Source organism: Arthrobacter sp. 4R501 (genome assembly GCF_002929755.1).
Taxonomy (GTDB): domain Bacteria; phylum Actinomycetota; class Actinomycetes; order Actinomycetales; family Micrococcaceae; genus Arthrobacter.
Map to the genome: position 1 here is coordinate 70310 of NZ_PJIW01000017.1, position 24717 is coordinate 95026.

The following is a 24717-nucleotide window of genomic DNA, read 5'->3' on the forward strand; positions in this document are numbered from 1 at the left end:
CGGGCTCGGTCAGCGCGTTCCGCCTCGCCCAACCACCAGCGAAGGATCCCTCCGCATGCAGTACACGCACCTGGGCCGTTCGGGCCTGAAAGTTTCCCGGCTTTGCCTGGGCACCATGAACTTCGGCCCGCACACCGACGAGGCTGACGCGCACCGCATCATGGATTCGGCCCTGGACGCCGGCATCAACTTCTTCGACACCGCCAACGTCTATGGCGGACACGGACACCGGGGCTGGACCGAGGAAATCATTGGCCGCTGGTTCGCGAAGGGCGGCGAGCGCCGCGAACGGACCGTCCTGGCCACCAAGCTGTACGGCACCATGACGGACCTCCCCAACGAGTCCAAGCTGTCCGCGCTGAACATCCGGCGCGCCCTGGACGCCAGCCTGAAGCGCCTCCAGACGGACTACATCGACGTGTACCAGTTCCATCACGTTGACAGGGACACGCCCTGGGACGAGATCTGGCAGGCCATCGAAGTGGCCGTCCAGCAGGGCAAGATCCTCTACTCGGGCAGCAGCAACTTCGCGGGCTGGCACATCGCCCAGGCACAGGAAGCCGCCCGCCGCCGGAACTACACCGGGCTGGTCAGCGAGCAGTCCATCTACAACCTGTTCCGCCGCGAGGTGGAGCTGGAGGTCATCCCCGCCGCACAGCAGTACGGACTGGGCCTGATCCCGTGGTCGCCGCTCCAGGGCGGGCTGCTGGGCGGCGTCCTGAAGAAGGAACGCGCGGGCGTCCGGCGCACCGAAGGGCGCGCCGCAGAAACGCTCAAGCAACACAGGGACCAGATCCAGCAGTTCGAGGATCTCGCGGACGGGCTGGGGCACGAACCCGGCGACATCGCGCTAGCGTGGCTGCTTCACCAGCCTGCTGTCACCGCACCGATCGTGGGGCCGCGCACACAGGAACAGCTCGACGCCGGCATCCGGGCGTTGGGGGTCACGCTCGACGCCGACGCGCTCAAGCGGCTCGACGACATCTTCCCGGGCCACCGGCCGGCACCGGAGGACTACGCATGGTGAATCCATTGGATTCCGCGGCCGACACCGTGGCACCACGGAGCATCCTCTTCCTGGGCGGCACCGGGGTGATCAGCGCCGCAGCGGCGGAACGCGCCGTCGTGCTGGGACACCGGGTGACCATCCTCAACCGCGGCCAATCGGACAGGCCGGTCCCGGACGGCGCGGAGGTCCTGCACGCGGATATCCGCGACCAGGACGCTGTGCGGGCGGTGCTGCAGGGCAGGGAGTTCGACGCCGTTGCGGACTTTATTGCCTTCACTCCAGATCAGGCGCGCTCCAGTATGGAACTGTTCCGGGGCCGGACCGGCCAGTACGTGTTCATCAGCACGGCGTCGGCCTACCAGAAGCCGCCCACCCGGCTGCCGATCCTGGAATCCACTCCGCTGAAAAATCCGTTCTGGCAGTATTCACGGGACAAGATCGCGTGCGAGGACCTCTTGTTCGACGCCTACCGGTCAGACGACTTTCCGGTCACCGTGGTGCGCCCCTCACATACGTACGACCGCACGAGGGTGGGCCTGGTGGGCGGCTGGACAGACATCCACCGGATGCGGACCGGCCAGCCCGTCATGGTGCACGGTGATGGCACCTCGCTCTGGACCGTGACGCACGCCAGGGACTTCGCGAAGGCCTTCGTGGGACTGCTCGGCAGGCCGCAGGCGGTGGGCGAGAGCTACACCATCACGTCGGATGAGTACCTGCCCTGGAACCAGATCTATGGCCTGTTTGCGCGGGCGGCCGGAGTTGCCGAACCCGAGTTGGTCCACATATCTTCGGAAACCATCGCCGCGCACGGCGCCGGGCACAGCCCCCATCTGGGTCCAAGCCTCCTGGGCGACCGCGCCCACTCGGTGGTGTTCGACAACACCAAGATCAAAGCCCTGGTGCCTGGCTTTGCGGCCACCATCCCGTTTGCGGACGGGACCCGGGAGATCGTTGACTGGCATGAGAGCCACCCGGAACTTCAGGTGGTGGACCAGTCGTTTATGGATCTGAGTGATCGGCTGATCAGGTGGGCGCGAAGGGCGGCTGACTGACGGCGCGGCCCGGCCATGCCATTTACAACGTTCTAAATACTCGGGATTCCCGCCGGGCGCAAGGGTTGATTTGTGGCGCATACCCCCACTAGGTTACTGGGGAAGCGTTTTCCCAATCCAAAATTGAAAGGATTCACTGATGAATCCGAGCAGGATATCCGTGCGCCGTTTTTCGGTGGCCACAGCTGCGGGCCTCGCCCTGACCGCGGGGTTCCTCACCACCCCGGCAGCCGCCGTCGGGCCTTCAGCGAAGCCCGCCACGGCGGGCGTACAGCTGGAATATCTGGACCGCGGGCTGGTTGCTGCCGGCACATCCGAGGGCGTCTTCCTGACCTGGCGCCTCTTGGGCCACGAGGCAACCGGCTCGTCCGCCACAGGCTTCACCGGCACCGACTTCAATGTGTACCGCGACGGCCAGAAGCTCGCAACAGTCACAGACAGCACGAACTACCTTGACGCCGGCGGAACCGCGTCGTCGGCATATGACGTGCGTGCCGTCGTTGGCGGCGTTGAACTGGACCGGAGCGCCACTGCCACCCCGTGGGGCGGCAACTTCAGGGACATCCCGCTGAAGAAACCGGCCGACGGCGTGACGCCCGCCGGCCAGGCGTACACCTACTCGGCGAACGATGCTTCGGTGGGAGACGTCGACGGCGATGGCGAGTACGAGTTCGTGGTCAAGTGGGATCCGAACAACTCCAAGGACGTCTCCCAGGTGGGCTACACGGGCAACACCTATGTGGACACCTACAAGGCCGACGGCACGCTGCTCCACCGGATCGATCTGGGCGTCAACATCCGGTCCGGCGCCCACTACACGCAGCTGCTGGTGAACGATTTCGACGGCGACGGGCGCTCGGAAATGATGTTCAAGACAGCCCCGGGCACCAAGACCACCACCTACAACCCGGACGGCTCGGTGGCCGCTGAGTCCTTCATCTCGCTGCTGCAGAAGGACCTCGACGCCGGATACGCCAACACCGACGACTACCGGATGAGCGCCGCCGACTACTACCAGCACATGGTGGACACGTTCCTGGGCTGGAGCGACCACCCCGAGGTCAAGGCGGGCAACTGGCCGGCCACCTTGGAAGAAGCCTTCGGCATCGCCCCGCAGTACACGTACCCGCTGTCCCGGACAGATGCCGAAGCGGTGACGGACTACTTCATGGATGTCTACGCGCCGGCCCGGAGCGCCCGGAACGCCCTGCGGGCCTTTGAGGGCTTCATCGTTTCCGGCCCGGAATACCTCACCGTCTTCGAGGGCGCCACGGGCAAGGAACTGAAGACGGTAGCGTACGAGCCCGGCAGGCACGACGACGGCCTGATGTGGGGCGACTACGCCATGGCCCGGATCGAACCCGGCAACCGCGTGGACAGGTTCCTGGCCGGCGTCGCGTATTTGGACGGCAAGAGGCCCGCCGCTGTTTTCGCCCGCGGCTATTACACGCGCAGCACACTTGCCGCCTACACCTGGGACGGCGCCAACCTCTCCCCGCTGTGGAACGTGGACTCGGGCTGGGCGCCCATGACCAACCCCTTCAAGGACAGCCCGCACGGCCGGGACGGGACGGACCCCGAGTTTGGCACGCTCACCACGCAGGGCTTCCACTCCCTCAGCGCCTCCGATGTGGACGGTGATGGCAGGCAGGAAATTGTGTACGGCTCGGCCACCATCGACGACGACGGCTCGCTGCTGTACAGCTCGTCCGACACCATGCCGGCCGGCAGCGCCACCCCGGGAGAGGAGGCCCGGCTGGGCCACGGCGACGCCATGCACGTCACGGACATTGATCCGGCCCGCCCCGGCAAGGAGATCTTCACGGTGCACGAAGGCGGCACGTACGCCCCGTACGGCTACGCCATGCGCGACGCTGCCACCGGCGAGGTACTGTTCGGTGCCTATTCGGGGAAGGACACCGGCCGCGGCATGATCGGCGACGTGGATCCGGCAGTGCCCGGCATCGAGAACTGGGCCATTGGCATGCAGTCGGCCGACGGCGACAAGCTTTCCGCCGCCACCCCGGGCACCAACATGAGCATCAAATGGGCTGCGGACATGACAACCCAGATCATCAATGGCTCCGGCGACCAGACCCCCACCATTGACGACTGGAAGCGCGGCAGGCTGCTCACCGCCACGAACACCCGGACCAACAACGGCACCAAAGGCACCCCGAGCCTCGTTGCAGACGTAGTGGGTGACTGGCGCGAGGAAATGCTGGTCCGGACGGCCGACAGCTCAGCCCTCCGGATGTACCTGAGCACCGAAGTGACCAACCACAAGCTCTATACGCTCATGCACGATCCGCAGTACCGCGCTGAAGTTGCCCGGCAGAACACCACGTACAACCAGCAGTCCTACACGGACTTCTACTTCGCTTCGGACATGCACTTCGGTGATGTGCCGCTGCGGGCGGCCTGGCTTCCGGGCAGTGTGAAAGCCCTCCAACAGGCTGTGGAGGACCTGGTTGAGTCCGGCGACGTGGCGGGCCCGGTCGCGAAGCAGTTGGCAGCGGGTGTGCAGGAGGCGGCAAAGGCAGTGGACGACGGCGATGCCTCCCAAGCGGCACAGGCCATCCAGCGCTTTGTGAAGTTCCTGGACCAGCAAAAGAAGCCAGATCAGGTATCCGACGTGGCACGAACAGCACTCGACTACCAGGCCGGAAATATTCTCCGGGCATTCGAAGGCTAGGCAGGCGAAAGCACGGCAGACTGTTGAAATGACTCTCTCACCGCTCATCACGCTCAATGACGGCCACGGCATCCCGCAACTGGGGCTCGGCACCTGGCCGCTGGACGACGAACAGGTGACTGCCGCCGTCGTACAGGCCCTGGAAGCCGGGTACCGGCACATCGATACGGCAGTGAAATACGGCAATGAGGAAGGTGTTGGGAACGGCATCCGCGCCAGCGGGGTGAACCGGAGCAAAATCTTCGTCACTACCAAGCTGGACGGCGAATTCCAGGGCCAGGACCGCGCGGTGGCGGGCTTGGAGGGGTCGCTGACGCGCATGGGACTGGACTACGTGGACCTGCTGCTGATCCACTGGCCGCTCCCTGCGCGTGATGATTTCGTCTCGACGTGGAAGACGTTTGAGCGTCTGCAGGCGGAGGGCAAAGTCCGGTCCATCGGCGTCTCCAACTTCAAACCGGCACACCTGGAACGGCTGCTGGCCGAAACCGACGTTGTGCCTGCGGTGAACCAGATCCAGCTGAGCCCGGCGATCACCCGCGAGGCGGAACGGGAGTTCAACGCCCTGCATGGAATTGTCACGGAATCGTACAGCCCGCTGGGCGGGTCGGGGGCCAGCCTGTTGGGCGCTCCCCTCCTTGCGCAGCTGGGCGAAAAGTACGACAAAACGCCCGCTCAACTGGTGCTTCGCTGGCATATTGAGAAGGGACTTGTAGTCATTCCAAAATCCGGAAATCCCGAGCGGATGCAGGAGAATCTGGACATCTTCGATTTCTCCCTGGACCGGCAGGATCTCGCGGAACTTGCCATCCTGGACGAGGGGCCCGGCGCCGGCAACGATTCGGACGCAACAGGACACTGAGGGGCCCCGAACAGGCATTCCGCGGAGATTCGGAGTGGCGAAAATAAAGTAAGCATGATTAGTATTAGGGCAGAGGGATGAAGCGTGCCCGGGATCCGGGCACCTCCCTGATGTAGGAAGAAGGAACGAAAAATGGGTTTCTTTGCATTTTTGATTCTTGGCCTTATTGCCGGCGCGATCGCTAAGGCGATCCTTCCGGGCAAGCAGGGTGGCGGCTGGATCATCACCCTCATTCTGGGCGTCGTTGGTGCGTTCCTCGGCGGCTGGCTCGGCGGAATGATTTTCGGTACCGGCCTGCAGGAGTTCTTCTCGCTGCAGACCTGGCTGCTGGCGATCGCCGGCTCGATCATCGTGCTGCTGGTTTACGGCATGGTCACGAAGCGCAGCGTCCGCAGCTAGCGTCGTCACCGGCATGAAAACCGGCCCCGGGACCACATCCCGGGGCCGGTTTTCTTTCCCCCGGCCAAGCGGATCGGGGACTGACACCTTCTCAACGAGCAGGAGTTCACTATGAAATCAAAACTACTCTTAGGTATTGGCATCGCGGCCGGTTATGTCCTGGGATCGCGGTCCGGCCGGGCAGCGTACGACAAGCTCAAGGCCAGGGCGGCGAGCATCTGGGACAGTAAGCCGGTCCAGGACAAGGTCAGTGCCGCCGCTTCGGCCATTAAGGAGAAGGCTCCCGACGTGGCGGACCAGCTCGGTGAGGCTGCGCGCCGGGCGGGCACAGTCATCGGCTCGGCCGTGCACCACGACACCGCGTCCGGCAGTGCCGCGGTGGGCGATCACGTTCCCGCCCATAGCACGCACCCGGAAACGGTGAACCTGGGGACATCGGACGTTGAGTCAGACCCCGCGTTCAATGACAACCAGGGCCAGGACTGGTCCGGTGAAGGCGGCGCCACTACTGCCGGCGCAGCCACGAATGTTGACCCCCGACGGGAATGATCGGGGATCGTTGCAGGGACGTTACGCGGGATTCGCCGTGTGACACGGAAGCCACGCTGAAATTGTGCTAAAAATGGTCGTTGCTGGCCGCCGCGCTCCTTGGGGGACGCGGCGGCCAGCCACGTCTCAGGTCATGGCCAGATGCCGTCTCAGGTGACCAGCTCGGCAGCACCGAACGACACGCTGAACTGAACGCACCACAGGTCAACCGACGGGTACTTCGACAGGTCAACGTCGGCGGGAATCCGGTAAACCTGATTGCCCTGATTTCCTTTGATCAGGCCGAGGTCGTAGTAGTCTGCGGAGCCGGCGGTGAACCACCCGGCCGTTCCTTCCACCACGTGGGCGGCACTTAACCAGACGTGCACATCCGGACCATTGGACGTATCCAGGTTTTCGAGCGTGAGCAGCCTGGCGCCGTCAGGCTGCTGTACGATCCGGACAGTTCCCGTGGTGGCGTGTTCATGGCTGATCAGCGTACCCACAGCAAGCTGCACCGGGCCTGCAGGCATGGGTGCCGGAGTCGGCGCCAGGGGTGTAGGCGGAGTCGGTTGTGCTTGCGCTGGACTGCTGGCCACGATGGGGAGCTGTTCATCCACTCTCACGTCCACAAAGAGAAGCCAGGGCTTGAACAGCACAAGCCCAATCACCAGCCCTACCGCTGCAAGGGCCGCCGCAGCGATCATCCAGGTCCGGCGTCGGGCTGGGCTTTGCTTTCGGCTCATGGACTTTCCGCTCATGCAATCATCGTCCGTGTATCCGCTGACCAATGCAACGGACCAGCCGTCTGCTCGCACCGCCTGACCATACCTACATCTGCTAGCGCATCCCTCAGTTTCATAACCGAAGGAGCATGAAAATGGATGTACCAACAGGAATCCTCATGGCCTTCATCGGAGCGGTCGTAGTGATCGCACTGTTCGCGATCCTGATCCCACGATGGTCCAACGCCAACAAGGCCAAGCCGGGTGCTCTGAAGTCAGATAAGTTCTTCGAGATCCGCAGGAAAGATTCCGACTCCTAGGGTCACGAGACGGCGAGGCGCCTGATTCCGGAACCGCGGCGGTTCCGGCAGCCCTCAGGAAACCAGTTCGCGGGTCATCCCGAAAGGAACCTGATCTGACAGCGTTGCGGTGTAGCGGCCCGGGGCGACACGGGTGACCAGGATGCCGTGCGTGCCTGTGAGGAGGGCGACTTCCTGAAGGCGCCGGACGGCAGCATCAAGCTCTTCGTCCAAAAGGTGCCGGCTGGCGACATCTATCTCAATGCGGTCTATGGGGGTAGACATATCGGTTCCTTGTTAATAGTTGGGGTGGGTTTCCTGGTTACTCAGGCTTGACCGCCGAAACGGGGACAGGGCGATCCTTCGCCTGGTCCTTCGTCCCCGCGGGTGCATGGGATTCCGACGTGGCCGGCGGGGAAGTCCTGAACTTGAACCTCTTCCCGATGGTGCTGCCGCCGCCACCGCTGCGGTTCTTGTTGAAAATATCGAAGCCGACAGCCAGCAGGAGGACCAGCCCCTTGATGAGCTGCTGGTAGTCAGTGCCGAGGCCCAGGATGGACATGCCGTTGTTCAGCACGCCCATGATCAGGCCGCCGATCATGGCTCCGGCCACGGTGCCGATGCCGCCTTGGACTGCGGCGCCGCCGATGAATGCCGCGGCGATAGAGTCGAGTTCGAAGCCGGTACCGCCGGCGGGCTGTGCCGAGTTGAGCCTTGCCGTGAACACCAGGCCTGCGAGTGCCGCCAGGACGCCCATGTTGACGAAGAGCCGGAAAGTGACGGCTTTGGTCTTGACCCCGGACAGCTCTGCTGCGTGCAGGTTGCCGCCGATCGCGTAGGTGTGGCGGCCGAAGACGCTGTTGTTCATCAGCGCCGTGTACACGATCACCAGGACTGCCAGCACGATCAGGACGATCGGGGTGCCGCGGTAGCTCGCGAGGAGGAACGTGATGATCAGCATGAGCAGGGCAACGAAGGTGGTCTTGGTCGCGAACCAGGCCATCGGTTCGTTTTCGAGGTCGAACTTCTTGCGGATCCGGCGTTCCTTGAGCGCCTGGATGAGCAGCGCCACCGTGGCGCCCACGCCCAGGATGACGGTCAGCCATTCCAGCACCGAGGTGCCCCCGGAGATGTCCGGGAGGAAGCCGCCGCCCAGGGCGCGGAGTTCTGAGGGGAACGGGGTGATCTGCTGGTTCTTCAGGGTGATCAGGGTGAGTCCGCGGAAGATCAGCATGCCGGCCAGGGTGACGATGAAGGCCGGAATGCCGACGTAGGCGATCCAGTATCCCTGCCACGCCCCGACGAGCGCCCCGACCAGGAGGCAGGCCGGGATGGCCAGCCACCAGGCCCAGCCCCAGTGGACCATCATGACGCCGGCGACGGCGCCGATGAAGCCGGCGATCGATCCCACCGAGAGGTCGATGTGGCCGGCAATAATCACCATGACCATGCCGATGGCGAGGATGAGGATGTAGCTGTTCTGGACCACCAGGTTGGTGACGTTCTGCGGCTCCAGGAGGATGCCGTTGGTCAGTATCTGGAACAGCAGGACGATCAGGATCAGGGCAACGAAGATGCCAACCTGCCGGAGGCGGCTTGTCAGGAAGCCGAGGGATTCTCGTAGGGCGGACATGGTCCTATTCCTTCTCTTGGGTCATGTAGTGCATGAGGGTTTCCTGGGATGCTTCGGCGATGGGCACCTCGCCGGTGATATGGCCGGCGGACAGCGTGTAGATCCTGTCGCAGATGCCGAGGAGTTCGGGCAGTTCCGAGGAGATGACAATGACAGCTTTTCCCTCCGCCGCGAGCCTGGCGATGATTGTGTAGATCTCGAATTTGGCGCCGACGTCGATCCCGCGGGTGGGCTCATCGAGGATCAGCACGTCCGGGTCCGAGAACATCCACTTGCTCAGCACCACCTTCTGCTGGTTTCCGCCGGACAGTTTGCCGGTGATGGCAGCAACTGAGGGCGCCTTGATGTTCATGCTCTTGCGGTAGCCGTTGGCCACCACCGTTTCCCGGTTTTTGTCCACCCAGCCGCCCTTGACCAGCTTGCGGAGCGCGGCCATGGAGATGTTCCGCTGGATATCCTCGATGAGGTTCAGGCCGTAGTGCTTCCGATCTTCGGTGGCATAGGCAATCCCGTGCCCGATCGCCTGGGACACCGTGGAGGTGTTGATTTCCTTGCCGTACTTGTACACCTTCCCGGACATCGCCGTGCCGTAAGTGCGTCCGAAAACGCTCATGGCCAGCTCGGTCCGGCCCGCTCCCATCAGGCCCGCGAGGCCCACCACTTCGCCCTTGCGGACGTTCAGGCTGGCGCTGTGCACCACCATGCGTGTGTGGTCCTGCGGATGCCTGACGGACCAGTCCTCGATCCGCAGGACTTCCTCCCCGATCTTCGGGTCCCGGTCAGGGTAGAGGCTTTCCAGGTCCCGGCCCACCATGCCGCGGATAATCCGTTCCTGCGTGATCTGGCCTTCATCGAGCCGGAGCGTCTCGATGGTTTTGCCGTCCCGGATGATGGTGACGGCGTCTGCGACTTTGCGGATTTCGTTGAGTTTGTGGCTGATGATGATGCTGGTGATGCCCTGGCCCTTCAGATGCAGGATCAGGTCCAGGAGGTGGCCGGAGTCCTCGTCGTTGAGCGCCGCTGTGGGCTCGTCCAGGATGAGGAGCTTGACTTCCTTCGAGAGCGCCTTGGCGATTTCCACCAACTGCTGCTTGCCCACGCTGATGTGCTGGACCGGAGTGATGGGGTTTTCGCTCAGGCCCACCCGGGCCAGCAGTTTCGCGGCCTCCAGGTTGGTCTTCCGCCAGTCCACCCAGCCGTTTTTGGCCTGCTCGTTTCCGAGGTAGATGTTTTCGGCGATCGAGAGGTAGGGGCTCAGGGCGAGCTCCTGGTGGATGATGACGATGCCGCGTTTCTCGCTGTCGTTGATGCTGGAGAAGTGGCACGGCTCGTTTTCGAAAAGGATGTCCCCGTCGAAGGAGTTGTGCGGGTAGACCCCGGACAGGACTTTCATCAGGGTGGACTTGCCCGCCCCGTTCTCGCCACAAATGGCGTGGACCTCGCCACGGTTCACGTCTAGGGTGACATCCTGCAGGGCCTTCACGCCCGGAAACGTCTTGGTGATTCCTCGCATTTGAAGAATGGGTGTGTTCATCGTCAATTCCCACTGACTGGTTGGAAAGCTGGACCGGACTGCGGCTGCAGGGGCCTACGGGAAGGGGTTGCGGCCAGGCCGTGCGGCCGGCCGCAACCCCGGAAGCTGGTTACTTGACGTCGGCGTCTGTGTAGTAGCCGGAGTCGATGAGTTCCTTCTTGTAGTTTTCCGCAGTGATGATCACGGACTTGAGCAGGTAGGCCGGAACCACCTTGACCTTGTTGTTGTAGGTCTTGGTGTCGTTAACCTCCGGCTCCTGGCCCTTCAGCAGGGCGTCCACCATCTTCACTGCCTGGGAACCCAGCTGGCGGGTGTCCTTGAAGATGGTGGAGTACTGCTCACCGGCGATGATGGACTTCACGGAGCCCTTCTCAGCGTCCTGGCCCGTGACGATCGGCAGGTCGCCCTTGGCGTAGCCGCCGGTGCTGGTCAGAGCCGAGATGATGCCGATGGAGAGGCCGTCATAGGGGGAGAGCACGCCGTCGAGCTTGGTCCCGGAGCTGTAGGCCGCGGTGAGGATGTCCTCCATGCGCTTCTGGGCAACGGGGGCCTGCCAGCGCAGGATGGCTGCCTGCTCGAACTTGGTCTGGCCGCTGGGGACCTTGAGGGTTCCGGCGTCCAGGTACGGCTTCAGCGTGTCCATGGCGCCGGTCCAGAAGAAGTTGGCGTTGTTGTCATCCGGGCTGCCGGCGAAAAGCTCAACGTTGAACGGGCCCTTGCCCTCCACCTTCTTGCCGCTGGCATCAACCAGGCCCAGCCCGGTCAGCAGCGATGTTGCCTGCTGCACGCCCACCGTGTAGTTATCGAACGTGGTGTAGAAATCAACGTTCGGGGTGCCGTTGATGAGGCGGTCGTAGGCGATGACCTTGACGTTCTGTTCCTTTGCCTTGGCGAGCACATCGGTCAAGGTGGTGCCGTCGATGGCGGCGACAATGAGCGCCTTGGCACCCTTGGTCAGCATGTTCTCGATCTGCGATACCTGCGTGGGGATGTCGTCGTTGGCGAACTGCAGGTCAGTCTTGTAACCAAGTCCCTTCAAGGACTTTTCCACGTTTCCGCCATCGGCGATCCAACGCTCGGACGTCTGGGTGGGCATCGAGATACCCACCAGGGATTCACTGGGATTCGCAGTGGTTTCCGGGGTGGTGGCTGTTCCGCCCCGGCTTCCGCACCCTGTGGCACCCACAGCGACTGCGAGGACGACGGCGACGGCGCCCAGGAATTTCCTAATTCTCACGATTTCTCCTCCCGCGGAAGCTGGTCCGCGAAGTGCTGCTGGGTCGGCAGGCGTCTGCGCTTGCCGGTAGAGCGGTACTGCCTTGATGTGCAGGGCCCGAGCCCTGGACATCTGAAGAGCTGCCAACAGGCAGGAGCGGAGGTCGGTTGCGTGCCGGAAGCCAAGTTCCGCCTCTTGCTTGTTAGCGCTAACAACAGGATATTGCAGAGTAGCATGTGAGTCAAATCACTTTTATTGGTGAGCGGAAACGCCGGGCGTCTCCACTCGGAACTCCGAGCTCCAGTGCGGATGCCGTCGAGACGGCGCGGGCCGTCAGCGCGGCGAGAGCGTTCGCCTCGATCCCCACGGAGACGACCGCACCGTCGGGCCACGCAACCTGTGCAGAGGACTCACAAAAAAATGACATAGCCATCGTCTTGGAAGGCGCTAAGTCTTCGATACATGAGGGATCCAGAACCCCACCCTGTCGCGGCGTTGCAGGAATACTTCGCCGGCCCGTTCCTTGAGGTCAGATTCCTCGAGTGGCCTGATGGCGTAGTTCCACAGCAGCGAGCCCACGACCTCGGAAGCGACAACGAGCCAGGACTGCAGGATGACGCCGATCGCGGCGCCCTGGACAATGCCGCGACCGCCATCGGATTACGAATCCAGCGATATGGGCCCCCATGACCAGGCGGTTGGGCATCGCGGATGGCAGCAACTCCACTAAGGCCCAGCCTGTCCGACTACAACAGTGCCGTCCAGTTCTTCCGAGCGGACAGTCCTGACTGCGAAGCCCTCACTCTCCAGGATCGACGCCGTCCCTGCGGCCTGCCGCTCGCTGGTTTCGATGATGAGATTCCCGCCCGGCCGCAGCCATTCGTTGGCCTCGGCAGCGACGCGGCGGTGGAACTCTAGTCCGTCAGTGCCGCCGTCGAGCGACCACAATGGTTCGTGCTCGCGTGCCTCGTGCGGCATGGAATCGATGGCGCCGGTGGGCACATAGGGGGCGTTGACACCCAGAACACGGATCCGTCCCTTGATGGCGCGCGGCAGCGCATCGAACAGGTCGCCCTGGTGGACCTCGCCACCCACGCGGCCAATGTTTCGGCGCGCGCAGGCCACCGCGGCCTGGTCAATGTCCGCCGCATGGAGTTCCAGCCCCGGAATCCGGAAGGCGATGGCGGCCCCCACAGCACCGGACCCGCAACACAGGTCCACAACAACGGCGGGCTCCGAACTCTCCCGGTGCTTCCGCTTCGGGTCCGCCGAGAGCAGGGCTGCGGCCTCACTCACCACGAGCCCGGTGCGGCGGCGCGGAACAAAAACCCCAGCATCGAGCTCAATCCGGAGTCCGCAGAACTCTGCCCAGCCCAGGATGTGCTCCAGCGGGTACCCGGCAACGCGCCGCTCCACCGCCGCAGCGATTTCGGCCGGGCCGGACACCGCGGCGAGGAGAAGCTCGGCTTCCTCCTCCGCAAAGACGCACCCGGCCGAGCGAAGCCGCTCAGCGATCCCAGCAAGGGACTCAACATCCAATTCAGTGGCTGACATGGGTGCACCTTCCGCAATCCGATGGGCGCCGAGCGCCGTCGCCCGCCTCTGAATGTACGCGAAGGTAGCCCCTGGCCGTCTGTCTAAAAAGACTGGATTTATTCAGTGCAAGCGCTTACAGTGTGCCGTGGTTCACCTGGCGATCGCTCCCTCACTGCCTGCGCGAACCGCGTATCTGACCACCAACCGACGCCACCACACTCGCATCTCCACAGCAGCCTGAACAGCATCGCCGCTACCAGGAAGGTCTCCTGACGTGAAAACACGCACCCGCAAAGGCTCCATCCAACGCCTCAACAACCCGCTGACAGCATGGCTGGGACTGCTCGCCGCAGCCGCAGCCGTAGTCGCTTCCACTTCCGTCCTCCCGGCGCACGCGGCGCCTGGCCCGAAGGACCCGGGGTCGCCGTCGGCCCTTCACTCCCTCCGCGCCCCGGTGACGGACGAGAATTTCTACTTTGTGATGGCCGACCGCTTCAGCAACGGGGACACAAGCAATGACGACGGCGGCCTGGGCAGCGACCCCATGGTGTCCGGCTTCAGCCCGACGAAAAAGGGCTTCTACAACGGCGGCGACCTGGCCGGGCTGCTCGACAAGATCGACTACATCCAGGGCCTCGGCACCACGTCCATCTGGCTCACGCCCAGCTTCAAGAACAAGGCGGTGCAGCCCGAGGACAATTCGGCCGGCTATCACGGCTACTGGATCACCGACTTCACCCAGATCGACCCCCATCTGGGAACCAACGACGAGTTGAAGGCCCTCATCGACGAAGCCCACTCGCGTGGCATGAAGGTGTACTTCGACATCATCACCAACCACACCGCGGACGTGATCGGCTACGAAGAGGGCGCCCGCAAGACCTACGTTTCCAAGGACGCCGAGCCGTATAAGACCGCGGCGGGTGAGGCGTTCGACGACCGCGACTTCGCAGGCTCCGACGACTTCCCGGAGCTTGAGGCCAAGACGTCCTTCCCCTACGTTCCCGTTCTGGATAAAGCCGAGGAGAACCTGAAAGTTCCCGCCTGGCTGAACGATCCCACGCTGTACCACAACCGCGGCGACACCACCTTCCAGGGCGAGGACTCCTACTATGGCGACTTCTTCGGACTCGATGACCTCTTCACCGAGAACCCCAAAGTGGTGGACGGCATGGAGAAGATCTACAAGTCCTGGATCGGCGATTTCGGGGTGGACGGCTTCCGGATCGACACCATGAAGCACGTCAACAACGAGTTCTGGCAGGAATTTGGCCCGGAGATGCTCAGCTACGCCAAGACGCAGGGCAAGGACGAGTTCTTTATGTTCGGCGAAGTCTTCGACACGTCCAAGTCCTTCACCTCCCAGTTCACCACCCGCAACCAGATGCAGGCCGTGCTGGACTTCCCGTTCCAGGAGGCCGCCCGGAACTTCGCGTCCAAGAGCCAGGACACCCGCTCGCTGGAGACGTTCTTCGCCGGCGACGACTGGTACACCGACGCCGATTCCAACGTCTACCAACTGCCCACCTTCCTGGGCAACCACGACATGGGCCGCATCGGCAGCTTCATCGCAGCCGACAACCCGGGGTCAGGCGACACGGAACAGGTGGCACGCGACCAGCTGGCCCACGAGCTGATGTACTTCGCCCGCGGCAATCCGGTGATCTACTACGGCGACGAGCAGGGCTTCACCGGTCCCGGCGGCGACCAGGACGCCCGGCAGACGCTCTTCGCCAGCCAAGTGCCGGAGTACCTCGACGACGACCTGCTGGGCACCGATGCCACGCACGCCACCGACAACTTCAACGCCGGCCACCCGCTGTACGCCAAGATCAGCCAGCTCGCGGCCCTGACCAAGGACCACCCGGCCCTGCGCGACGGCGCCCACCAGCACCGCTACGCCTCCGAAGGGCCCGGGATCTACGCCTTCTCCCGCACCGATGCGGAGGACCAGCGTGAGTATGTCGTAGCCCTGAACAACAGCGAACAGCCGCAGACGGCCGACGTGCCCACCTACATCGGCAAGCGCAGCTACACACGTATTTATGGGAGCACAGGTGCGGGAGCAGACGAGGTGAACACCTCAGCGGACGGAAAGCTGACAGTCACCGTCCCGCCGCTGTCGGCCGTGGTCTACCAGTCATCGGGCCGCATCCCGCACTCCAAGGCGGCTCCCGCCGTCGCACTCCAGGAACCTGCCGCGGCACCGGCAGATAACGGCCGGATCAACGTAACGGCCGACGTCGGCGGTGCTTCGTTCTACGAGGTCACCTTTGAGGCCAGGACGGCGGGCGGTGGCTGGGCACCGATCGGCACCGACGACACCGCGCCGTACCAGGTCTTCCACGATGTTGCTGCCCTGGAAGCAGGCACCGCCCTCGAATACCGCGCCACTGTGCTGGACAACGGGGGCCACCGAGCCACCAGCCAGCCCCGGGCAGCCGACGTTCCGGCGCCGGTCCTGACTATCCAGAAGCCTGTGGAAGGAAGCAGCGTGGAGGGGGCCGTTGAGCTCAGCGCAACGGCCGATCCCGAAAAGTCCAGCCACGTGGTGTCCTTCGAGCGCAGCGTGGCGGGCGGCGAGTGGACGGCCGTAGGCTCCGATGACTCCTCACCGGTGTACTCGGTCACCGATGATCTGGCGGCACTTGAGCTCGCGGACGGCACGAAGGTGCAGTACCGCGCCAGCATGAGCGGCCCGGGCTTCAGCGTGGTCAGCGAGCTGCGGACGGTAACGGTCGGCGACGCCCCGCAGCCGGATTCGGTGACCGTGGCCGGGTCGCTGAACTCAGAGATGGGCTGCCCTGCGGATTGGGACCCGGCCTGCCCAGCCGCGTTCATGACGCTGGACCCGGCGGACAACATCTGGCGGCTCACGGCCGACCTGCCCGCCGGGCAGTACAAGTACAAGGCCGCGCTCAACGGCAGCTGGGACGTGAACTATGGCGCCGACGGAATCCCTGACGGCAGCGACATCGTGTTGGACCACCCCGGCGGGGCCGTCACCTTCCGCTACGACAACAGCACGCACGTCCTCAGCGCCGGGTACGCCTCACAACAGCCGGGCGCTGTGGCTATCGCGGGGAGCCTTGACACCGAACTCGGGTGCGGCGCGGACTGGGATCCCACGTGCGACCAGGCCCAGCTGATCCTGGACCCGGCAACGCTGGTGTGGAAGCTGTCCGTGCCGGACCTGCCGGCCGGGACGTATGAGTTCAAGGCGGCGCTGAACCGCAATTGGGACGTGAATTACGGGGCTGACGGCGTTGCCAACGGCGGCAACATCTCCTACACGCACGACGGCGGCGCGGTCACCTTCCGGTACGACCACGTCACCCACCTGCTCACGGCGGGCTAGGGCCCAGCGCTGTTTTTCGCCGCGCCGCCTAGCACCGCGATGCGGGGCACCGTCGGTCCGTTCCGGAGCACCGACCGGTGACCCGCATTGCTGTGTGCCGGCTACTCCTGCAGCAGCCCTGACGGATACTCAGCCTCTGGGCCAGCTGTTCCCCCCATAGCGGCGACGAGCCGTTCACGCGCGCGCCCAAGGTGTTCGTCCAGCAGTTCGGCGGCGGCCTCGCCCTGGCCGCCCTCGATCAGCTCAAGGATCTTCTGGTGTTCGGCCAGTATCAGCTCCGTGTCCAGGAGGTGCAGCGACTGGACCCGGACCATGCACAGCCGCACCTCACCCACAAGCGATCGGTACATCCGGCTGATGCGCTCATTGGCCACTGCGTCGATCAGGCTTGTATGGAAACGCATGTCCGGTTCCACAACATCCAGCGGCGCGCCCGACTTCAATGCCGCGATATCGCGGTTGGCCTGGACCGCCCCTTGCGGCACGTTTTTGGTGCGCGCCAGCCGGCGGAGTACTTCGCTTTCCAGATAGGCCCGTGCCAGGTAGATGTCCCGCACTGATTCCGGCCCGAGGTCAACAACACGTGCGGTCTTGTGCGTGCCGCGGTCCAGCAGCCCCTCCGCCACGAGCTTCTCGATCGAGGCCTTGGCGGTGGGCCGTGCCACTTCATACGACGTGGCGACGTCTGTCTCCGTGAGCGCCTCGCCGGAACCTAGGTCACCCGAGAAGACGCGGCTCCGCAGATCCGCAGCGATGGCGTCCACGATGGAGACTGCTGCAATACGGCCGACCATGCGCGCGTCCTCTCTGAACCAAAAACCCAAACAGAATAAAACCCATTTCCTTCAATCTTGCCAGACAAGTCAACATATGCACTTGACCAACATGTGTACTTGTTAGACAATCGAAGGGCGCCACGGTGTTGTGACGCCTAACACAATCTGGAGACACATGTTTCAGCAGATCCTCGACCCCATTGCCGGGTCCCTAGTGCTTTCCGCCCTTTTCGCGGCGCTTCCCCTCGTTCTGCTATTTGTTCTGCTGGGCGTTTTCAAGGTCAAGGCACCCAAAGCAGCCCTGTCCAGCCTCGCCCTGTCCCTCGTGCTTGCCATCGTTGGCTGGCAGATGCCGGTCAGCCAGGCCCTTAGCGCCACCGTGGCCGGCATCTTCTACGGCCTGTTCCCCATCTTGTGGATCCTGGTGAATGCGCTGTGGATCTACCGCCTCACCGTGGCTACCCCCTGGTTTGAAGTGCTGGGACGCACTATCCGTTCCATCTCGAACGACCTCAGGATTTTGTCCATTCTGATCGCTTTCTGCTTCGGCGCCCTGCTGGAATCTCTGGCCGGCTTTGGCGCGCCCGTGGCCATCTCCGCCGCCATGCTGATGGCTGCAGGAATGAAGCCGCTGAAGTCAGCAATTGTCTCGCTGCTGGCCAATACCGCCCCGGTAGCGTTCGGCGCGATGGCCGCGCCGATCATCGCCCTGAACGGCGTCACCGGCCTGCCGCTGAATGAGCTTTCCTCGATGGCCGGACGCCAGACTCCGTTCATCGCCCTGATCGTTCCGCTGCTGCTGGTGTTCATCGTCGACGGCCGGCGCGGAGTGAAGCAGACCTGGCCCGTAGCCCTCGTGGCAGGCGTCGCCTTCGGTGCGGCGCAGTTTGTCACCTCCAACTACTTCGCCGTGGAACTCACTGACGTTGTGGCCGCCGTGGTAACAGTGGCCGCCGTGCTCCTGATGCTGAAGGTGTGGCAGCCGAAAGAAACCGTCGGAATGGGAGGAGCCGTTCAGGCCGCACCGGAAGCAGCCGAGGCAGCCCCCGTCAGCGCCCGCGCAAACGTCAGTGCCCGCGCAGGTGCCGGTTCAGGGAGCGGAGCCAGCTCAAAGCACTCTGCCGAACAGCCCGCCACAGGCAGTGCTGAACGAACTGACAGTGCAGTACCCACCGATAACTCGCGGCCCGAGCCGCGGCAGATCTGGATGGCGATCGCCCCTTACCTGATCATCATCGCGGTGTTCTCTGTGGCTCAGATTCCGTTCGTCAAGGCCTGGCTGAGCCAGGTTGGCAGCCTCACGTTCGCCTGGCCCGGCCTGGACATCACCGACTCGGCCGGCAAGCCTGTCGCGGCCACGAAGTTCAAGCTGGACCACCTCAAGGCGACCGGCACCCTGCTGCTGTTCTCCGGCCTGCTCACCATGCTGCTGTACAAGATCACCGCATCACAGGGCCTTCGCATCTACCGGGACACCCTGGTACAGCTGCGCTGGACCATCGTTACCGTCACGGCCGTGCTGGGCCTCTCCTTCGTGATGAACCTCTCCGGCCAGACCACTACGCTCGGCTTCGCGCTGGCCTCCGCGGGCGGTTTCTTCGCCGTCCTCTCACCATTGATTGGCTGGATTGGTGTGGCACTCACCGGCTCCGATACTTCCTCCAACTCGCTGTTCGGCCAGATGCAGGCCACCGCAGCGGAGCAGACCGGCCTTTCTCCGGTGCTGATGGCCGCCTCCAACTCCTCCGCAGGGGTGATGGGCAAGATGCTGTCGCTGCAGAACCTGGCGGTGGCCTCGGCCGCGGTGGGCCTTGACGGTGCAGAGGGCACCCTCTTCCGGAAGCTCCTCGGCTGGAGCCTCGGCCTGCTGGCGCTCATCACCGTGCTGATCTTCCTGCAGTCCACCCCCGTACTGGGCTGGATGGTCCCCTGATGGCACCCCTGGACATAGCTGGCCTACGCGCGGCGGTGAAGGATCCCACCCAGGTGAAGACCCGGGCCATCGACCTGCACGCGAACGCCCACGATGCCTCGCACTTCCTCCTGATCCCGCAGGCTGTGGTCACGGCGGGGAGCGCCGCCGAGGTGGGCGGGCTGCTGCGTGCGAGCGCTGCCCAGGGTGTGCCGCTGACGTTCCGCTCCGGCGGAACGAGCCTGAGCGGCCAAGCGGTTACCGACGGCGTGCTGGTGGACGTGCGCCGCAACTTCCGGGACATCGAAGTGCTTGACGACGGCGCGCGGGTCCGGGTACAGCCCGGCGTCACCGTACGGTCGCTCAACGCGAGGCTCGCCCGCTACGGCCGCAAGTTCGGCCCGGATCCGGCCAGCGAGGCGGCGTGCACCATCGGCGGCGTGGTGGCCAACAACTCCTCCGGCATGAATTGCGGGACCTTGAACAACACCTACCGGACGCTGGAGTCGTTGACCGTAGTGCTGCCTTCCGGCACCGTGATCGACACCGGGGCGGTCGACGCCGACCAAAAGCTCCGCGCCCTCGAACCGGAACTCTACGAAGGTTTGGCCCGGTTGGCGGAGCGCGTCCGGAACAACCCCGGCTCCGTCGACCGGATCCGGCAGCAGTTTTCCATGAAGAACACTATGGGCTACGGCCTGAACTCCCTGCTGGACTTCAAGAGGCCGGTGGACATCATGGCCCACCTGATTGTCGGCAGCGAAGGCACCCTAGGTTTCGTGGCAGAGACGATTTTCCGCACCATCCCGCGGCTCCAGCACGCCGCCGCGGGCCTGCTGGTATTTCCGGACCTCGAGGCGGCCAACGCGGCCCTGCCTGCCCTCGTAGAAACAGGGGCCGCAACCATTGAGCTGATGGACGCGCTGTCACTGAAGGTGGGCCAGACGCTCAAGGGAACGCCCGCCGTCGTGCAGGACCTGGCGGTCCGGGACCATGCCGCCCTGCTCGTGGAATACTCCGCCGGCAGCGCCGGACATTTGGCGGAGCTCCAAGTCAACGGCGAGGGCATCCTCATGGGCCTGGGGCTCTCCACCCCCGCCCGGTTCACCGGTGACGCCCGGGAACGGGGCCAGCTCTGGCAGTTGCGCAAGGGCCTCTACGCCTCCGTCGCCGGTGCGCGCCCCCAGGGCACCACCGCGCTGCTGGAAGACATTGTGGTCCCCGTCCCGGTGCTGGGCCGCACCTGCCGGGAACTGATCCGGCTTTTCGACAAGTACAGCTACGGCAACAGCGTGATCTTCGGCCACGCCAAGGACGGCAACGTCCACTTCATGCTCACCGACGGTTTCGCCACCGCCGAAGAACTGGACCGTTACAGCGCCTTCACCGAAGACATGGTGGACCTGGTCCTGGCCGAGGGCGGATCGCTGAAGGCCGAGCACGGGACAGGGCGCGTCATGGCACCCTACGTCCGCAGGCAATACGGCGATGAGCTCTATGACGTCATGCGCAGCATCAAGCGGCTGTTCGACCCTGCCGGGATGCTCAACCCGGGCGTGCTGATGGACGAAGACCCCCTGGCGCACCTGCGGCACATTAAGACCGCGCCGCCGGTCGCCGAAGAGGTGGACCGCTGCGTCTCCTGCGGCTACTGCGAGCCGGTGTGCCCCAGCAAGGACATCACCCTGACGCCGCGGCAGCGGATCGTCACGCTACGCGCCATCGAATCCGCGCGGCTCGCCGGGGACACGGCGCTGGTCAAGGAACTGGAAAAGGACTACAAGTACGAATCAGTGGACACCTGCGCCGTGGACGGAATGTGCCAGACCGCCTGCCCGGTGGACATCAACACCGGATCGCTGGTAAAGAAGCTGCGGAAGTCCGACGCCGGCCCGCTCGCCAACGGGGCGTGGAATGCCGCCGCCAAGCACTGGGAAGGCGTCACCCGGGGTGCTTCGCTGGCCCTGACTGTGGTGAACAAGCTCCCGGCCGCCGCCATCGCCCCGCCCAATAAGGCCGCGCGGGCAGTGCTTGGGGCAGACACAGTCCCGCTGTATTCGGCCGAACTGCCGGGCGGCGGTTCGGTGCGGAAGCGTCCGACACCGGCGGGCGAAGTGGACGCTGTCTACTTCCCTGCGTGCGTGGGGACGATGTTCGGGCCCGCGGGTACGGCCCAGGACAGCCTCGGGAAAGGCGTCCAGTACAGCTTCGAACAGCTTTGTGCCAGGGCAGGGCTCCTGCTCCTTGTCCCGGAAGGGATCGACGGCCTCTGCTGCGGCACCCCCTGGTCTTCCAAAGGCATGGTCGCCGGCCAAGAAACGATGCGGGAGAAGACCCTCGCAGCGCTCCGGGCGGCCACCCGGGACGGCGAGCTGCCCATCGTTTGCGACGCGTCCTCCTGCACCGAGGGCCTGCGACAGGCCGTCGAATCGGACACGCCGGCAGCAAGGCAGCGTCCATTGCGCATGGTGGACGCCGTGGATTTCGTTGCGGACCGGATCCTTCCCGGACTGCCCGACCACCGGAAGCTGGAGTTGTTGGCCCTGCACCCCACCTGCTCCTCCAGCCGGATGGGGCTCAACGATGCCCTCGGTGCCGTGGCCGGCGCCGTCGCCGATCGCGTGGAGGTCCCGGAAAACTGGGGCTGCTGCGCATTCGCCGGGGACCGCGGCATGTTGCACCCGGAGCTGACGGCATCAGCTACCGCAAAGCAGGCCGCGGAAGTGGCGGACATGGGCGCTGCGGCGCACGCCTCCTGCAACCGGACCTGCGAACTGGGCATGACGCGGGCAACCGGCGCGCAGTACCGCCACGTGCTGGAACTCCTGGAGGAGGTTACCCGCTGACCCACGGCAAAGCGGGTTACCGTGCGTCAGCTGCGGCGTGGGTCAGCCGCGGAGCGCCTCCGCGACTGCTCCCAGCAAAGTGTTGAACCGCGGATTGGCAGGAAGGTCGTCGATAAACACCGGCTTACCGTCCGGACCACCGAGCGGGACCTGCCAGTTCGGGTACAGCACCTCGGTGGTGCCGGGCTGGTTCTGCACCCGCCGCTCCCCCACGGCATCCACCAGCGCCACCCCGAGAAGGACCGACGGCGTCTGCGCCAGCAGGCGGTGCAGCGCCTCTATGGTGCGTTCCTCGCTGCCGGTGCTGCCGGTGCCACCGTCGGCGGTAGCGCCACCGTCAGGCAGCAGGCCGCGTTCCCGCAGCAGCCCCATCATCTTTTCGAGCGTGGCAGTGTGTTCCGCCCGCTCTTCCGCCTCGGGGCGTTCCAGGAGGCCCAGCCTGCTGCGAAGGGCCACGTGGTCGCCCGCCAGGTAGCCGGCGGTGGGCGGCAGGTCGTGGGTGTTGACACTGGCGAGGGCCTGCGTGCGGTACAGCTCCGGCGGCAGGGGTGAATCGCCGTCGTTCTCGAACCAGAGGATGGAGGTGCCCAGGATGCCGCGGGCAGCGAGGTAGTCGCGCACCCACGGCTCGAAGGTTCCCAGGTCCTCGCCGATCACCACGGCCCCGGCGCGCTGGGCCTCCAGCGCCAGGATACCGATCAGTGCTTCGTGGTCGTACGTGACATAGGCGCCATCGCGCGGGGAGTTGCCGGCCGGCACCCACCAGAGGCGGAACAGGCCCAGCACGTGGTCCACCCGGATGCCGCCGGCATGCCGGAGCACGGTGGAGAGCATGTTGCGGAACGGCGCGTAGCCGGCCTCCGCCAGACGGGCGGGATGCCACGGCGGCTGGTTCCAGTCCTGGCCCAGCTGGTTGTACATGTCCGGCGGCGCCCCCACGCTGATCCCGGGCGCCAGGACATCGCGGAGGGTCCAGGCGTCGGCGCTGCTGAGGTCCACGCCCACCGCAAGATCGTGCACCACGCCCAGCCGCATCCCCGCCCGGCGCGCCGCCTGCTGCGCGTTCTCAAGCTGCTCGTCACAGATCCACTGCAGCCAGCGGTGGAACCCGATCCTGTCCGCAAGCTTCCCGCGCAGCGACTCCGCTTCAGGGGATCCCAGCGCGCAGTCCGGGTCGGTCCACAGCGGATGGTGCGGTGCCAGGTCTTCCCGGATGGCAGACCACAGCGCAAAGTCATCCAGCCCGGAGCCGGAGATCCGGCAGAATTCGTCGAACGCTGCCTGCCGCGCCAGCGAGCGCCGGGCGTGATACAGGAGTTCCAGGGCCTGGAGCTTGGCGGCGTATGCGGCGTTCCGGTCCAGCCGTTCGCCGTCCTTGTTCAGGGCCTGGACCTGCTCCTGCAAGCTGTCCACCGCCGCGCGCTTACGCGGCTTCAGGTAGGCGATTTCCGGGATGGCCTCCACCCGGATGTACAGCGGGTTGAAGAAGCGCCGCGTGGACGGCGAGTAGGGCGACGGCTGGACCGGCGGCACGGGTTCCGCGGCGTGCAGCGGGTTGACCAGCACGTAGTCCGCACCACGGGCGCCGCTGAGCGTGGCCAGATCCGCGAGGTCGGCGAAGTCGCCGATCCCCCAGGAACGTTTGGACCGCACGGAGTAGAGCTGCGTGGCCAGGCCCCATCCCCGACGCTCCGCCAGGGAATCGGCGGTGGTGAGCCGCGCCGGAACCACCACCAGCGTGCCCTCTGCTGTGACGCCGTCGGACTCTGCCTGCAGCGTGTGCCAACCCAGCGGCAACCCCTCCGGCACGACGAAGGTGGCCCGGCCGGTGGCCACGCCATCCACGTCCTGGGGCGGCACCCAGACGTCCTGCTGGACTGCGTCTACGGGCCCGCCCGCGCCGGCCTCCAGCACAACCCTCAGGCGGGCCGTGGCGCCGTCCTTGACGTGGACGGGAACCAGTGCGGCTTGGCCCTGCTGGACCACGACGGCGGGCGGCAGCATCCGCCGCCACGGCGCCACTTCCGCCTCGGCCAGGGCAGTTTCGATCAGCTGGTTCGTGTGGGCGGGGACGCCCAGCGCCGCCAGGACCTTGGTCAGCGTCTCCGGGGCGACGCTGTGCGGCAGCCCGTCCCAGCCGTGGAACGAGGTTCCCACGCCGTGAACGTCGGCGAGGCGTTGGAGCAGGTGCCGGTCCACGGGCTCATGACCGGCGGCATCACCATCGCCCGGTGGAACCGGCGTGCCGAAAATTTGAGCGTGCTGCTGGTCTGGAGCCTTCATGGATGTCCGCCTCGTCTGGTGTGATGGGCCCGAACTTACATTGCTTGCTGA

The 24717-nt window shown here is 64.9% G+C and carries 18 protein-coding genes; 10 read left to right on the forward strand and 8 right to left on the reverse strand.

The window, feature by feature from the left end; genetic code table 11:
* Nucleotides 1–55: 55 nt before the first annotated feature.
* From CXR02_RS16720 to CXR02_RS16745, 6 genes are all read left to right on the forward strand, one after another.
* Nucleotides 56–1027, forward strand: coding sequence for an aldo/keto reductase (locus tag CXR02_RS16720; RefSeq protein WP_104063006.1), 972 nt, complete (start codon nucleotides 56–58; stop codon nucleotides 1025–1027).
* Nucleotides 1021–2064 (forward strand): SDR family oxidoreductase, encoded by a 1044-nt coding sequence (locus tag CXR02_RS16725; protein WP_104063007.1) that lies wholly within the window; start codon nucleotides 1021–1023, stop codon nucleotides 2062–2064. The genes CXR02_RS16720 and CXR02_RS16725 overlap by 7 nt, the downstream gene beginning before the upstream one ends.
* A gap of 139 nt (nucleotides 2065–2203) precedes the next feature.
* Nucleotides 2204–4759, forward strand: a complete 2556-nt coding sequence (locus tag CXR02_RS16730) for a rhamnogalacturonan lyase (protein WP_104063008.1) — start codon at nucleotides 2204–2206, stop codon at nucleotides 4757–4759.
* A gap of 28 nt (nucleotides 4760–4787) precedes the next feature.
* The gene (locus CXR02_RS16735) at nucleotides 4788–5621 is read left to right on the forward strand and encodes an aldo/keto reductase (protein WP_104063009.1); all 834 of its coding nucleotides are present in this window, start codon (nucleotides 4788–4790) and stop codon (nucleotides 5619–5621) included.
* Between the two features lie 132 nt (nucleotides 5622–5753).
* Entirely contained in the window at nucleotides 5754–6020 is a 267-nt protein-coding gene (locus CXR02_RS16740) for a GlsB/YeaQ/YmgE family stress response membrane protein (protein ID WP_056347899.1), read from the forward strand.
* Nucleotides 6021–6131: 111 nt separating this feature from the next.
* Nucleotides 6132–6569, forward strand: a complete 438-nt coding sequence (locus tag CXR02_RS16745; RefSeq protein ID WP_104063010.1) for a hypothetical protein — start codon at nucleotides 6132–6134, stop codon at nucleotides 6567–6569.
* Between the two features lie 149 nt (nucleotides 6570–6718).
* Here CXR02_RS16745 and CXR02_RS16750 read toward each other — a convergent pair whose 3' ends face one another.
* Nucleotides 6719–7294 (reverse strand): DM13 domain-containing protein, encoded by a 576-nt coding sequence (locus tag CXR02_RS16750; RefSeq protein WP_258061048.1) that lies wholly within the window; start codon nucleotides 7292–7294, stop codon nucleotides 6719–6721.
* A 134-nt stretch (nucleotides 7295–7428) separates the two neighbouring features.
* Here CXR02_RS16750 and CXR02_RS22465 point away from each other — a divergent pair, with 134 nt between their 5' ends.
* Nucleotides 7429–7593: a hypothetical protein gene (locus tag CXR02_RS22465; protein WP_181037271.1), complete on the forward strand. Its 165-nt coding sequence runs from the start codon at nucleotides 7429–7431 to the stop codon at nucleotides 7591–7593.
* A 54-nt stretch (nucleotides 7594–7647) separates the two neighbouring features.
* Here the strand turns inward: CXR02_RS22465 and CXR02_RS16755 are convergent, their stop codons facing one another.
* The 5 genes from CXR02_RS16755 to CXR02_RS16780 form a co-directional block, all read right to left on the reverse strand.
* Nucleotides 7648–7857: a hypothetical protein gene (locus CXR02_RS16755; RefSeq protein WP_104063012.1), complete on the reverse strand. Its 210-nt coding sequence runs from the start codon at nucleotides 7855–7857 to the stop codon at nucleotides 7648–7650.
* A gap of 37 nt (nucleotides 7858–7894) precedes the next feature.
* Nucleotides 7895–9205, reverse strand: a complete 1311-nt coding sequence (gene mmsB / locus CXR02_RS16760; protein ID WP_104063013.1) for a multiple monosaccharide ABC transporter permease — start codon at nucleotides 9203–9205, stop codon at nucleotides 7895–7897.
* 4 nt (nucleotides 9206–9209) lie between these two features.
* Nucleotides 9210–10739 carry a multiple monosaccharide ABC transporter ATP-binding protein gene (gene mmsA / locus CXR02_RS16765; protein ID WP_104063014.1) on the reverse strand — a complete coding sequence of 510 codons (1530 nt, stop codon included), beginning with the start codon at nucleotides 10737–10739 and terminating at the stop codon, nucleotides 9210–9212.
* 109 nt (nucleotides 10740–10848) lie between these two features.
* Nucleotides 10849–11976, reverse strand: coding sequence for a multiple monosaccharide ABC transporter substrate-binding protein (gene chvE / locus CXR02_RS16770; RefSeq protein WP_104063015.1), 1128 nt, complete (start codon nucleotides 11974–11976; stop codon nucleotides 10849–10851).
* Nucleotides 11977–12681: 705 nt separating this feature from the next.
* On the reverse strand, nucleotides 12682–13509 hold the full coding sequence (locus CXR02_RS16780; RefSeq protein WP_104063016.1) for a putative protein N(5)-glutamine methyltransferase: 828 nt from the start codon (nucleotides 13507–13509) through the stop codon (nucleotides 12682–12684).
* A 316-nt stretch (nucleotides 13510–13825) separates the two neighbouring features.
* On the opposite strand from CXR02_RS16780, the gene CXR02_RS16785 reads away from it, so the two are divergent.
* On the forward strand, nucleotides 13826–16849 hold the full coding sequence (locus tag CXR02_RS16785) for an alpha-amylase family glycosyl hydrolase (protein ID WP_258061053.1): 3024 nt from the start codon (nucleotides 13826–13828) through the stop codon (nucleotides 16847–16849).
* A 101-nt stretch (nucleotides 16850–16950) separates the two neighbouring features.
* Here the strand turns inward: CXR02_RS16785 and CXR02_RS16790 are convergent, their stop codons facing one another.
* Nucleotides 16951–17643 (reverse strand): GntR family transcriptional regulator, encoded by a 693-nt coding sequence (locus CXR02_RS16790; protein ID WP_104063018.1) that lies wholly within the window; start codon nucleotides 17641–17643, stop codon nucleotides 16951–16953.
* A 157-nt stretch (nucleotides 17644–17800) separates the two neighbouring features.
* Between CXR02_RS16790 and CXR02_RS16795 the strand changes: the two genes are divergently transcribed.
* Both CXR02_RS16795 and CXR02_RS16800 read left to right on the forward strand, forming a co-directional pair.
* Nucleotides 17801–19558, forward strand: coding sequence for an L-lactate permease (locus CXR02_RS16795; protein WP_104063019.1), 1758 nt, complete (start codon nucleotides 17801–17803; stop codon nucleotides 19556–19558).
* On the forward strand, nucleotides 19558–22383 hold the full coding sequence (locus tag CXR02_RS16800) for an FAD-binding and (Fe-S)-binding domain-containing protein (RefSeq protein ID WP_104063020.1): 2826 nt from the start codon (nucleotides 19558–19560) through the stop codon (nucleotides 22381–22383). The genes CXR02_RS16795 and CXR02_RS16800 overlap by 1 nt, the downstream gene beginning before the upstream one ends.
* Nucleotides 22384–22425: 42 nt before the next feature.
* Here CXR02_RS16800 and malQ read toward each other — a convergent pair whose 3' ends face one another.
* Complete coding sequence (gene malQ / locus CXR02_RS16805; protein WP_104063021.1) at nucleotides 22426–24666, reverse strand: 4-alpha-glucanotransferase; 2241 nt, start codon at nucleotides 24664–24666, stop codon at nucleotides 22426–22428.
* Nucleotides 24667–24717 lie beyond the last annotated feature (51 nt).